Annotated in this window: 12 protein-coding genes; 1 reads left to right on the plus strand and 11 read right to left on the minus strand. The window is 66.1% G+C overall.

Annotation, left to right across the window (positions count from 1 at the left end):
* The coding region (locus tag B8115_RS18270; protein WP_010629287.1) for a cation-translocating P-type ATPase at positions 1–1,199 on the minus strand (1,199 nt) is incomplete at its 3' end.
* A 116-nt stretch (positions 1,200–1,315) separates the two neighbouring features.
* Between B8115_RS18270 and B8115_RS18275 the strand changes: the two genes are divergently transcribed.
* A complete protein-coding gene (locus B8115_RS18275) occupies positions 1,316–2,398 on the plus strand; it encodes a PA0069 family radical SAM protein (RefSeq protein ID WP_010629288.1) in 1,083 nt (360 codons plus the stop codon).
* Positions 2,399–2,402: 4 nt separating this feature from the next.
* Here B8115_RS18275 and B8115_RS18280 read toward each other — a convergent pair whose 3' ends face one another.
* The 10 genes from B8115_RS18280 to B8115_RS18325 all read right to left on the minus strand — a co-directional run bounded on the left by B8115_RS18280 (position 2,403) and on the right by B8115_RS18325 (position 12,539).
* Positions 2,403–3,398, minus strand: a complete 996-nt coding sequence (locus tag B8115_RS18280; RefSeq protein WP_010629289.1) for a zinc-dependent alcohol dehydrogenase family protein — start codon at positions 3,396–3,398, stop codon at positions 2,403–2,405.
* Between the two features lie 80 nt (positions 3,399–3,478).
* Entirely contained in the window at positions 3,479–4,318 is an 840-nt protein-coding gene (locus B8115_RS18285; RefSeq protein WP_010629290.1) for a DUF2797 domain-containing protein, read from the minus strand.
* A 7-nt stretch (positions 4,319–4,325) separates the two neighbouring features.
* On the minus strand, positions 4,326–4,610 hold the full coding sequence (locus B8115_RS18290; protein WP_010629291.1) for a YeaC family protein: 285 nt from the start codon (positions 4,608–4,610) through the stop codon (positions 4,326–4,328).
* 35 nt (positions 4,611–4,645) lie between these two features.
* A complete protein-coding gene (locus tag B8115_RS18295) occupies positions 4,646–5,497 on the minus strand; it encodes a rhomboid family intramembrane serine protease (RefSeq protein WP_010629292.1) in 852 nt (283 codons plus the stop codon).
* Positions 5,498–5,725: 228 nt separating this feature from the next.
* On the minus strand, positions 5,726–6,712 hold the full coding sequence (locus B8115_RS18300) for a metallophosphoesterase (protein WP_026038224.1): 987 nt from the start codon (positions 6,710–6,712) through the stop codon (positions 5,726–5,728).
* 16 nt (positions 6,713–6,728) lie between these two features.
* Positions 6,729–7,622, minus strand: coding sequence for an NAD(+) kinase (locus B8115_RS18305; RefSeq protein WP_010629294.1), 894 nt, complete (start codon positions 7,620–7,622; stop codon positions 6,729–6,731).
* A 64-nt stretch (positions 7,623–7,686) separates the two neighbouring features.
* On the minus strand, positions 7,687–8,556 hold the full coding sequence (locus B8115_RS18310) for a carboxylate/amino acid/amine transporter (protein WP_035591590.1): 870 nt from the start codon (positions 8,554–8,556) through the stop codon (positions 7,687–7,689).
* A 57-nt stretch (positions 8,557–8,613) separates the two neighbouring features.
* Positions 8,614–10,326 (minus strand): glycerol-3-phosphate dehydrogenase/oxidase, encoded by a 1,713-nt coding sequence (locus B8115_RS18315; protein ID WP_010629296.1) that lies wholly within the window; start codon positions 10,324–10,326, stop codon positions 8,614–8,616.
* Positions 10,327–10,463: 137 nt separating this feature from the next.
* A complete protein-coding gene (locus B8115_RS18320; RefSeq protein WP_026038225.1) occupies positions 10,464–12,203 on the minus strand; it encodes an ABC transporter substrate-binding protein in 1,740 nt (579 codons plus the stop codon).
* A gap of 63 nt (positions 12,204–12,266) precedes the next feature.
* Positions 12,267–12,539, minus strand: coding sequence for a DUF2160 domain-containing protein (locus tag B8115_RS18325; RefSeq protein WP_010629298.1), 273 nt, complete (start codon positions 12,537–12,539; stop codon positions 12,267–12,269).
* Positions 12,540–12,550 lie beyond the last annotated feature (11 nt).

Raw genomic sequence — 12,550 nt, forward strand, 5'->3', positions numbered from 1 at the left:
CCCGCCAGACCGGCCAGGGGAATCGCCAGGCCCACGGCGCAGGGGCAGGCCACCACCAGCACCGAGAGCGCCCTTACCCAGGCCTCTTCGGCCGGCACGCCGGCCAGCCAGGTGGCCACCAGGGTGAACAGCGCCAGCACCACCGCCAGGGGGCTGAGCCAGCCGGCGAAGCGATCCGCCAGCCGCTGCAGCTCGCCCTTGCGCGCCTGTTGCCACCACATCTGCTCGCGCAGCCGGTCCAGACGACACTCACCGGCGGGCGCGGTGACCTCGAAGACCAGCGCTGCGCCGAGGTTACGACAGCCGGCCGCCACGGCATCGCCCGGCAGGCAGCGCCGCGGCGCGCTTTCGCCGGTCAGCGGCGAGAGGTCGAGCAGCGCTTCGGCATCGCTGAGGGTCCCGTCCAGCGGCAGCGCTTCGCCGAGTTCGACGCGCAGCCGGTCTCCCACCGCCACGCTATCCAGCGCACAGGGCTGCCAGGCATCCGCCTCCCAGCGCTGCACCTGCGCCGGCGGCCGATGCAAGGCCTGGAGCGCACGCAGCCCACGATGGCGGCACAGGGTTTCCACCAGCCGCCCGACCAGCAGCAGCGTGACCAGCATCACGGCGGTATCGAAATAGACCTCGGGCGAGCCGCGAGCCAGCAGCCACAGCGATACGCCCACCGCCGTCAGCGCGCCCAGCGCCACCAGCGCATCCATGCCGGGTCGCCACGCCCGGGTCGTGCGCCAGCCGGCGCGGTAGAACGGCAGCGCCACGTAGGTGACCACCGGCAGGGCGAACGCGCCCGAGACCCAGGCCATGATCAAGTCGAGTTCGGCACTCGGCATGGCGCCGGCATAGATCAGCAGCGAGGCGAGCATGGTCCACATGCCGAAGGCCACGGCCATGAGCAACCGCAGGGTGAGATAGCGGCTCTCGGCATCCAGCCGCGCTTCGGCATCGCCGATCGCTTCCGGTGGGCCGAGGCGGTAGCCGAGCCGGCTCACGGCGGCAGCCAGCCGCGCTTCCTCGAGCGCCGGCGGCTGCCCCTGCACCAGCAGGGTGGCACTGGGATAGTGCACACTGGCGGCGCTGACACCAGGCATGCGCGCCAATTGGGCCTCGACGGCCAGGGCGCAGCTGGTGCACCACAGCCCCTGGACCGAGTAGAGCGCCTCACCCTGGCGCTCGAATTGACTGTCGGAGATGGCATCCATACGAAGAGCGTAAAGGAAACACGAGGCGAATGCCCGCCAGTGGGAGCCGTTCATGATTGGCACACTGCCAACGCCACTCTATACTGTATATGAATACAGTTATCCAAAGGCTCGCCATGCCTCACTTCGACATCAAGCAAACGCGCAAGGGCCGCGGCGCCACCTACAACCCCAGCAACCGCTTCGCCCCCACCCACAGCGAAACGGTGGACGACGGCTGGTGGCAGGAGGAGATGCCGGCGCGCCTGGCCACGGTGGTCAGCGAGGAGCGGGCACGCAGTGCGCTGGCGTGGAACGACTCCCCCGACCTGGCCTTCGACCGCTCGCTCAACCCCTACCGCGGCTGCGAGCATGGCTGCATCTACTGCTACGCGCGACCGAGCCACGCCTACTGGGACATGTCGCCGGGCATCGACTTCGAGACCCGGCTGATTGCCCGCAGCGGCCTGGTGGATCGACTGCGTGAGGAGTTCTGCAAACGCAGCTACGTGTGCCGGCCCATCGCCTTCTCCGGCAACACCGACTGCTATCAGCCGCTGGAGGCGGAACGCGGCACCAGCCGCGAGATACTGGGCTTCCTGCTCGAATGCCGCCATCCGGTATCGATCATCACCAAGAGCGCACTGATCCTGCGCGATCTGGACCTGCTAGGGGAATTGGCCCGCCAGCGGCTGGTGCGGGTGTCGATCAGCCTGACCAGCCTGGACACCGAGCTCAAGCGCAGCCTGGAGCCCCGGACCGCTTCCCCCGCCGCGCGCCTGCGCACCGTGCAGCGGCTACACGAAGCCGGCATTCCGGTGGGGGTGATGGTGGCGCCGGTGATACCGGGCCTGACCGACCATGAGCTGGACCGGTTGCTGGCAGCGGCGCGAGACGCCGGCGCGCAGTGGGCCGGCTGGACGCTGCTGCGCCTGCCGCGGGAAGTGGCCCCGCTGTTCGAGGATTGGCTGGAAGCCCACTACCCCGAGCGGGCACGCAAGGTGATGAGTCTGGTGCGGCAGAGTCGCGGCGGTGCCGACTACGACAGCCGCTTCGGCAAGCGCATGCGCGGCGAGGGGGTGTTCGCCGAGCTGATCGCCCAGCGCTTCGACAAGATCTGCCGACGGCTGGGCCTCAACGACCCAGCCACCAGCGAATCGCGACAGCTCGACGTGACCGCGTTCCGCCCGCCACGAGCCCAGGGCGACCTGTTCGAGTGACGCCTCAAGGCACGATGACGGCAGCTCCCGTCAGTCGACCCTCGCGCAGGTCGGCCAACGCCTGGTTGGCCTGCTCCAGGGAATAGGCGCGCGTCTCGGTGCGAATCGGCACCGTAGGCGCCAGGGCCAGGAACTCCTCGCCGTCCTGGCGGGTGAGGTTGGCCACCGACTTGACGCTGCGCTCCTGCCACAGCAGGCGATAGGGAAAGGCGGGAATATCGGACATGTGGATACCGCCGGAGACTACCGTGCCCCCCGGACGTACCTGCGCCAGAGCCAGGGGTACCAGCTCTCCCACCGGCGCGAACAGCAGCGCGGCATCGAGGGGTTCCGGCGGCGCCTGGTCGGCATCGCCGGCCCAAACGGCCCCGAGCCGCCGGGCGAAGGCCTGGGCCGCGTCGTCGCCCGGCCGGGTGAAGGCATACACTCGCTGCCCGCGCGCCACGGCGAGCTGAACGAGGATATGCGCCGCGGCGCCGAAACCGTAGATCCCGAGCCTCCGGTTCTGCTCACCCCCGGCAAGGCGCCAGGTGCGATAGCCGATCAGCCCCGCGCACAGCAGCGGTGCTGCGCCCTGGGCGTCCTCGGCGATCAAGGGGAAACAGTAGCGGGCATCGGCCACGCCGTACTCGGCGTAGCCGCCATCCAGGGTATAGCCAGTGAATCGCGCCTGGTCACATAAATTCTCGCGACCGGCCAGGCAGGCCTCGCACTCGCCGCAGGTCCAGCCCAGCCAAGGCACGCCGATACGCATGCCCACGCCTAGGTGCTGCACTCCCACACCCACCGCGGTGACCTCACCAACGATCTCGTGACCGGGAATCAGCGGCAGTACGGGCGAAGGCAGCTCGCCGTCCACCACATGCAGGTCGGTGCGGCAGACGCCACAGGCAAGCACGCGGAACTGCACCTGGGCGCTGTCAGGCTGTGGCCTGGGGACCCGGTCCAGCTGTAGCGGCTGGCCGGGGGCATGCAGGCGCATGGCGCGCATCTGATCCATGGCAGGCTCCCCTGGAAGAGATCTCTCACGGGAGCATAGCGCAGCCTCTCGGCTGCGCTCAGTTCCGTGCTCAGTTCAGCTCAGCTCACCGCCACTTCGTAGCCGGTGAACTTGCGCAGGTTGATCACGCCGCTGTCGAGGATCAGATACTGCCCCTTGAGGCCCAGCAGGGTGCCGGCCACTTCGGGCTTCTTGTCGAAGTTGTGGGAGACGATCTTGCGCGGGAACTCCAGCACCGGGTAGTCGAAGCTCACCGGCGGCTCGTCGAGCAGGCGAATGGTATCGGCACCGAAGCGCTGGCGCAGCTGGCCCAGCCCACTCTCCAGGCGCGCCAGGAGGCGATCGCGCTCGGTCAGCAGGTCCATCGGCTCGACCTCGCCCTTGAGCATGGCGCGCCAGTTGGTGCGGTCGGCCACTTCCTCCTTGAACAGCATCTCGACCAGGCCCGACTGCTGGCGCGTCTCGACCGACAGGATCGGCAATGCCTGGATCGCGCCCTGATCGAGCCAGCGCGTGGGCACCTGGGTGCCGCGGGTGATTCCCACCTTGAGGCCGGAGGAATTAGCCAGGTAGATGACGTGGGGTTGGAAACAGTGGCGTTCGGCCCACTCCGGCTCACGGCAGGTGCCGGCGTCGAAGTGGCAGGTCTCAGGCTTGACGATGCAAGTATCGCACTGGGCGAGCCGGGTGAAGCAGGGGTAGCAGTAGCCCTGGGCGAAGCTCTTCCTGGTCGCCCGGCCGCAGTGGGTACAGGCAATCGCCCCGGTCCACTGCAGCCGCAGCGGCTGGCCGAGCCGCGCGTTCAGGTCGAGGCGATGCTCGCCGGCACGCAGCGTGTAGCGCACCGCGCCGCCCTGCTCGCCCGGTGCAACGGCCATCTTGCTCAGGCAGCCCTGCACCGCGGGCGCGACCTCGATCATGCCATTATCAATCACGCGAGGCATCCCGGGCTAACCCCGCCAGTTCAGGGGGGACGTCGGCACCGCTGCTGGCGCTGCCGCAGGTGCGCTGCTGCAGGTAGCCCACGCGCAGCTCCTCGGGCACGTTGTTTTCGTGCTCGTAGCGAATCACTGCTTCGAGGCAGAGTTCGGTCTGCTCCGCGGTCAGCATGCGCCCGTCCGGCCATTTGCGCAGCGCCACCGCCTGCTTGAGGCTTTCGTAGATGGCCGGCGTCATCTGACGGATCATGCGCTCAAAGGTCATATCGCTCATTGGAACTCTCTCGGGAACTCTCTCGAAGTGACGGCTCAGTGAAGATGACGAGCACGGCCCGAATAATACCACCCCAACGCCAGCCCCACGACCAACCCGCCCAGGTGAGCCTCGTTGGCCACGTTGCCGAAGCCTACCGCGGCGGCCATGTCGGTCATGGTGAATACCATCCAGCCGAGCATGAACACCACCAGCATCTGCGGCACGAAGAAGCCGCTCTGCGGCGCGCGGCGCGACATCAGCCAGACATAGCCGAGCAGCGCGAAGTCGACCCCCGACATGCCGCCGAACAGCACGGTGCCAGTGGCGTACTGGGCCAGGTTGGCACCGATGCCTGCCACCAGCAGGATCATCAGCATGCGTCCGCTGCCCTGTAGGGTCTCGACCTGGCGGCCGAAATACCATAGCCACATCATGTTGAAGATCAGGTGCATCCAGCCGAAGTGGATGAAGGCCGGCGACAGCAGACGCCACACCTGCCCCGAGGAAATGGAGTCGGTCAGGCTGCCAAACGCCAGGCTGCCGTTGACGATCCCGACCGGCACGATGGTCAGCATGGCCACCACGATATCGCCGAGCAGGTACATCAGGGCGAAGACCAGCAGCGAGATCCCCAGCGCTGCGGCGGTGACCGGCGCCTGGCGGAAGGCCACGGCCAGGGAACCGCCGGTGCCCGACGAACGCTTGCGACGCTCGGGCATGACCCGCTCTCCGCGCTGCCAGCGTGTCAGCAGCTGCATCAGGGCGTCGTGCTGATCGGGGTTGGCCAGCCACAGCACCTGACCTTCCGTTTCCTCGGTAAAGCGGTGCCCGATGCGATGCGCCCACAGCGCGCGACGCAGTTCGCTGGTGTCCGTTTCGTGGGGGAACAGCATGATGCGATACATGAACGCTTCCTGAACCAAGGTAATGAGTGCAATCTTGCGCTGCGGCGGGGCTTTTCTCAAATCCGCCCACTGATGCACAGAAAAATCGGGGCACAGAAAAAATCCGGCGGAAGGGGGGCCGCCGGACAAGAGCAAGGGATCATTCAAGGGAACACTTACTCAGACGAGCGAGCCGAGGGGAAGTTCAGGGCCGTGAGAAAAAAAGTTGTAAAACTTTGTATCCGCCTTTTAGTCGAAGTCGATCTCCCACGGCCTCGGCCTTGCAGCCTCTTCCTGCGGCACCCTCACCCAGACGAAATGGTTGGCGTCCAGCCGCCGTTCGCCGCTCCAGCGGTAGGCGACGAGACGCCCGAACTTAACCGCGCTGTAGTCGAGACAGGCAATGTTGGCCGTGGGCAGCGCCGGCACCCCTTCACACCAGTAGTGGCCAATGAACAGCGGCGGCTGGTCGAGCCCGTAGTGCGGCAGGCGGGCCCGCTCGGCCGCGGTCAGCTCACGCTCTTCTAGAGCGTCGGGCAGGTTGTCGGGCTGAAAGATGACGTCGCCCCAGGTCTGGGGTTCGCGCGCCCAGAAGTGGGCGCGGAAACTGCGTCGGGTGAAGCCGTCGCCGGAGTGGATCTCCACCCCGGTGGGCAGGGGCAGATGCACGCCACGAGTCAGGCGGTCTAGTATGCGATAGGCCAGCGTGCTCGAATCGACGGACTGCCTGAGGAACGGCTCGTCGATGGTGCCTCCTGGGCACTCTTTTTCCAGCGCATCGACCAGGGGCTGGTCCCAGCAGGCGTGCACCACGCGGAAGGCGTCGAAGTCGAGATACAGCGGGATTTCCATGAACCAGCTCAGCGTCTCGTCCCACTCGGCGGGATGGTCGCGGTACTGGTCGAGGGTTTCCTTGATGATGCGGTTGTGCCGGGGCGTGTGTTCACGTAGCCATTCGCGCCCCAACTGGCGTGGCGCGCGGTGGCTGTAGGCCAGGGCGTTGTATTCATGATTGCCCATGACGATATGCGCCTCGCCCTCTTCCACCATGCGCCGGGCGATGCTCACCGCCAGGCGAATGCGCGGGCCGCGATCGATCAGGTCGCCGAGGAAGATCGCCTTGCGCCGGGGGTGACGGTAGACGCCGCCACGCTGATGGTAGCCAAGCTTCTCCAGCAGCGCCCCCAGGGTCGCCCCGCAGCCGTGCACGTCACCGATCAGATCGTAGCCTTCTATCGCCGCCTGCCTCACCTCAATCTCCCAGCCGGTTGCTCCAGCCCAGCTTGCTGCGCAGGACCTCATAGAAGTTATGACCGAGCGGATGCACGAGTTGCACCCGCTGCGGCTTGCGCTTCACCACCAGCACGTCGTCGGGCTTGGCCACGGCACGGGTCTGGCCGTCGCAGCTGATGTGCGGGTAGGTCTGGTTGGTCTCACCGATGTGCACGTGGATTTCGCTGGCGGCATCGATGACGATGGGCCGGCTGGAGAGCGTGTGGGGGAACATCGGCACCAGCTCGATCACGTCCAGCTTGGGGTGCATGATCGAACCGCCGCCCGACAGCGCATAGGCGGTCGAGCCAGTGGGCGTGGCCATGATCAGGCCGTCGCTACGCTGGCTGCAGACGAACTGCTTGTCGATGAATAGCTCGAATTCGATCATGCGCACCGCCTTGCCGGGGTGCAGCACGACCTCGTTGAGGGCATCGCCGCTGCCCACCAGGGTACCGTCCCGGTACAGCTCGGCGTCGAGCAGGAAGCGCTCTTCCACTTCGTACTGGCCGTCCAGCACCTGCCCTACCCGCTCTTCGAGTTCGTCCGGCGAGATGTCGGTGAGAAAACCCAGGCGGCCACGGTTGACGCCAAGCATCAGGGTGCCGCTGTGGCACAGCGTACGGGCGGCGCCCAGCAGGCTGCCGTCGCCGCCCACCACGATGACCAGGTCGCAGAGCTCACCCAGCGTGCGGCGGCTGGCCTCGGGATGACCATGATCGGGCAGCACGGTCGCGGTGCGATCCTCGACGATCACATGCAGGCCACGCTCATCGAGAAGACGAAGCAGTCGCTCGAGGGTCTCGACCACCTTGGTGCTGCCCAGGCGGCCGATCAGACCGATGTTCTTGAACCCGTCGTGCTGCTTGTGCATGCCCTCGCCTCTCGCGTCGTGGGCGTTCATTATGGAGACAGTGGGCAGGACGGGCAAACGCGTCTCAGGCGGGAACGGCAGCGCGGCGGCGCAGCCACCACTCGTTGAGGACCAGCGAGCCGACGATGATCGCCCCGCCCAGCCCCAGCCGCAGCAGATCGGCGTCGCGGTTCCAGATCACCAGATTGACCAGCAGCCCGGCCGGGATCAGCGCGTTGTTCATGATGGCCAGGGCCCCGGCATCCACCCGGGTGGCCCCCAGGTTCCAGAAGAAGTAGCCAAGCCCGGATGCCACCAGCCCCAGCCAGGCCAGTACGCCCCAGTGCACGCTGGTGGTAGGCAGCGCCGAGGCATTGCCGAGCAGCGCGAAAGCCGGCAGCGCCACGACCAGAGCGCCGAGGTAGAACCAGGCAAAGACGCTGTGGCGGGGTAGCTCGGCGGGCAGATCCGCGGAAAGGCGCCGATAGCCCACCTGGCCCAGCGCAAAGCAGAGGTTGGCCCCCTGGACCACCAGGAAACCGAGCAGGAAGCCGCTGTCGATACCGTCGTAGCGGATCACCGCCGCTCCCACTACCGCCAGGGCGGCGGTGAGCAGGTAGAACGGCGTGAAGCGGCCGAACAGGGCATCGTCGAGCAGCGTCACGTAGAGCGGCGTGAAGATGGTGAAGAGCAGCACCTCCGGCACCGTGAGCAGCAGGAAGGACTGGTAGAAGAAGATGTACATCACGCCCAGTTGCACGGCGCCCAGGCCCATCAAGGCCAGCCGCTGGCGGCCGGCCAGCAGCCTGGGGCGCAGGAACGGCAGAAACACCAGGGCCGCCAGCATCACACGCACCAGCACCGCGAAATAGCTGTCCACCTGACCGGCCAGATAGACGCCGATCAATGAGAACGAGAAGGCCCAGAGCGCGGTAACGCCGATCAAGTAGCCCACGGTCAACCTCACATTCGATTTGAGTTGACGCGGATTATACTGCCAACCCGCCGCGCATCAATGCGACGCCTGACGTCCCGGTTCGGCTCCCGGCTCCGCTAGCGCTGCACTCGCCGCGGTGACCGTGGCAGCCCGCTCGACGGCGGCGGCCTCGCTGCGCTCGCGCCGGGTCGTGGCGAAGTACTCCTCCAGGCGCGCATCGGCCTCGTCGCCGAACAGAATCACACAGGCCTCACGCAAACCGGGCGAGCGACGCATCGCCTCTTCATGCACCACCAGAGCGATCTTCGAGCGCCGGCGCAGGAAGTCCTCCAGCCGCGTGATCATCTCGCGCCGCTTGGCGTAGTGTAGTTCGCAGCGCAGGTACTCGGTGCCCTCTATCAGCACTTCGGCCTGGCGGGGGTCCTCGCGGATCTCTTCCAGCATCTCCAGCGCGTGGGTGCCATAGCGCCGCCACAGCCGGGTCGACAGCGGCTCGGATGACGCTTGCGCGGTGAGATCGTCGAGTCGCATCAGCCTGGCCTGGTGCAGAAACTCCCGACGTACCTGATCGGGCGGCTCGCCGTACCAGCGGTGCTTCGGGAAAGGCACCTCGATCCCCATGCGGTTCACCGCCTCGACCACCTCCTCGCCGACGTTGAGGCAATCGGTCAGCTTGCCGCCGAAGATGCTCAGATGGGCATCCTGCCGGTTGATGTCGATGGCATGCTTACGCGAAAGCTGCAGGAAGTCGCGCTCGCCGCCGCCCGTAGCCTTGACCGCCAGGGGGCGAACGCCGCAGCGGATGGAGATGATGTCCTGCTGGTCCAGCGGACGCTCGAGCCGCAGCCGCTTGTTGATGTTGTCGAGCACGAAGCGGATGTCCTCCTCCGTCGCTACCACTTCCGGACGCTCGACCCGGGTATCGGTGGTGCCGATACAGGTTCGCGGCCCCATGGGGATGACGAAGAACAGCCGGCCATCGTCGGCGAAGAAGGCCAGCACCCGCTGGCTGTCGGTCAGCCGCGGCACAATCAGGTGAATGCCCTTCGAATAGACGTGACGATGGTTCGTCGACTGACCGGTGAGCGTGTTGTGCTCGTCGACCCAGGGGCCGGCGGCATTGATCAACACCCGCGAGCGCACCTCCAGCTCCCTGCCCGTCATGACGTCGCGCACGCGGGTCAGCCAACCGTCCGATTCGCGCCGGGCACCCAGCGATTCGACGTAGTTGACCGCCACGGCGCCGTAGTTGAGCGCCCCGCGCACGAAGTTGAAGACGAAACGGGCATCATTGTCGTGCAGATAGGCATCGGAGTACTCGAAGCCGCCAACGGCGCTACTGGTGTCGATGATCGCCTCGCTGTCGCCTATCGCCTGGGGCGACAGAAAGCGCGGTATGCGGGTGAAGCCGTTGCCGATCAGCCAGTAGAGCCAGGCACCGGCCCAGAGATAGCGCGGGTGGTAGCGAAAACCCTGGGTGATGGTGGTGAGAAAGCGGATCTCCTGAACCGTGGAGGGATAGCTCTTGATCAGGTGGTTGCGACTCCGGCACAGCTTGCGCACCAGGGCGAAGTCGCGGCTCTCCATGTACTTGATGCCGCCCCATACCAGATTGGAGGAGTGCATGCTGGTGCTGCCGGCGAAGTCGCCGCGCTCGATCAAGGCGACACGAACGCCCTTGCCGGCCAGAGCCGCCGCCGCAGACGCACCGTTGATACCGCCGCCCACGATCAGGACGTCGAAGACCTCGCCGCTCAGCTTGTCGATATTGCTGCTACGCAGTTCCATGTGCGGACCTTTCGAAAGACAAAGGCCCCGCTCGGCGAGCGCCGAACGGGGCCTGGAATGACCCGGACGGGCTACCGGAAACACGAATGGTTGCGAAACCCGGCGCGCCTAGCCGTTGCGCCGGGCTTCAGTCGGCATCAACGTGTACCGGCGGCCATCCACTCTTCCATCATCTGGTCGTAAGGAATGGTGGTTCCCTGCGGCATCTCGTCGTCGAGCTTGGCCTTGGGTGCACCCGGCTGCGACAGCCAGTATTCCGGATCGCGCTCCTCGTTGAGCACCGGCGGATAGGCCTCGAACACGTTGGCCCGGGCCAGGCGCGCCATGATGTTGTCCATGGCGCTGGCCAGGTTGTCGAGACCTTCCTGAGGCGTGATCTCGCCGCTGATGACCGGTGCCAGGTTCTGCCACCACAGCGGTGCCATGCGCGGATAGTCGGGCACGTTGGTACCGGTCGGCGTCCACATGGACTCGTTGGGGCTGCGATAGAACTCGACGAGGCCACCCAGGCGCGGCGCCATTTCGGTCATCTGATCGGAGAAGATGTCAGATTCGCGAATCGGCGTAAGGCCCGCCATCAGCTTCTCCAGCGAAACCGTCTTGGCCACGGTGAACTGGCCGAACAGCCAGGCCGCGGTACGACGATCCTCGGGGGTGGAGTCGAAGAAGGTCCAGGAACCCACGTCCTGATAGCCCACCTTCATGCCCTCTTCCCAATACGGCCCGGTGGGCGACGGTGCCATGCGCCACAGCGGATTGCCCTCGTCGTCGGTGACCGCCACGCTGGGGTCGATCATGTCGGCAGTGAAGGCGGTGTACCAGAAGATCTGCTGGGCGATGTTGCCCTGGGCGGGAACCGGACCGGCCTCGCCGAAGGTCATGCCTTGAGCCTCGGGCGGTGCGTAGTCGCGCAGCCAGTCCACCGCCTTCTGCATGGCGAACACCGAGGCCGGCGCGTTGGTGCCGCCGCCGCGGGTTACGCTGGCACCCACCGGACGGCTCTCCTCGTCGACCCGAATGCCCCAGTCGTCCACCGGGTTGCCGAACGGAATGCCGGGGCTGCCCATGCCGGCCATGGAGAGCCAGGAGTCGTGGAAACGCCAGCCCAGCGACGGATCGCGACGGCCGTAGTCCATGTGACCATAGACCCGCACGCCGTCGATCTCGCCCACGTGATCGGTGAAGAACTCGGCGATGTTCTCATAGGCGGTCCAGTTGGTCGGCACGCCCAGGTCATAGCCGTAAATCTCGCGGAATTGCTCCTGCAGGTCCTCGCGCTGGAACCAGTCGTAGCGGAACCAGTAGAGGTTGGCGAACTGCTGCGCCGGCAGCTGATAGATGCTGCCGTCGGGGCCGGTGGTGTACTGGATGCCGATGAAGTCATCCAGATCCAGCGTCGGCAAGGTGAAGTCGGCCCACTCGTTCTCCATCGCCTCGGAGAGGTTGATGGTGGTGCCGTAGCGGATGTGGGTACCGATGGCATCCGAGTCGTTGATGAAACCGTCGTAGATGTTGCGTCCGGTCTGCATCTGGGTCTGCATGTTGTCGACCAGATCGCCCTCGCCGATGATGTTGTGCGTGACGCGAATGCCGGTGAGCTCCTCGAAAGCCGGTGCCAACACGTCGCGCTCCCACACGTGGGTGGTCAAACCCTCGGCCACGGTGTTGATCTGCATGCCGCGAAACGGCTCGGCGGCCTGGGCAAACCACAGCAGCTCCTCGATCTGCTCCTCCCTCGAGAGCGTGGAGTTCTGGAAGTGCGTATCGACCAATCGCTCGGCGATAGCACGAGCATCGTCTGACTGGGCGTGCAGGGCGGCCGAAGCAAGCAGCAGGCTGCCCGCGATGGCCGTCAGTTGGATCCTTTTATTCTTCATGTTGACCTCGTTCTGCGTGTTGTGAGTCATCCGTGACACCTTTATCGTCCGTACGGCCTTGGTTCAGCCCCAGCGCATCAGCACCAGCAACCAGAGGACGGAAGCCCCCAGGGCAAACCAAATCGAGATATCGGTGAAGCCGACCACTGCCAGGTGGATATAGGCAGCGGAGAGCAGCCCGATGAAGAGCCGGTCGCCGCGGGTGGTGGCGATCGGCAGAAAGCCACGCCGTTCCACGCTGGGCGATACCAGTTCCCAGGTCGTCATGCCGAGCAGGATCGCGGCGATGACGGAGAAGAAGACTGCCGTGGGCAATGTCCAGACCATCCATTCCATCGTCGTTCCCT

It is taken from the genome of Halomonas sp. KM-1 (assembly GCF_000246875.1).
In the GTDB taxonomy this organism is placed as follows: Bacteria; Pseudomonadota; Gammaproteobacteria; order Pseudomonadales; family Halomonadaceae; genus Halomonas; species Halomonas aerodenitrificans.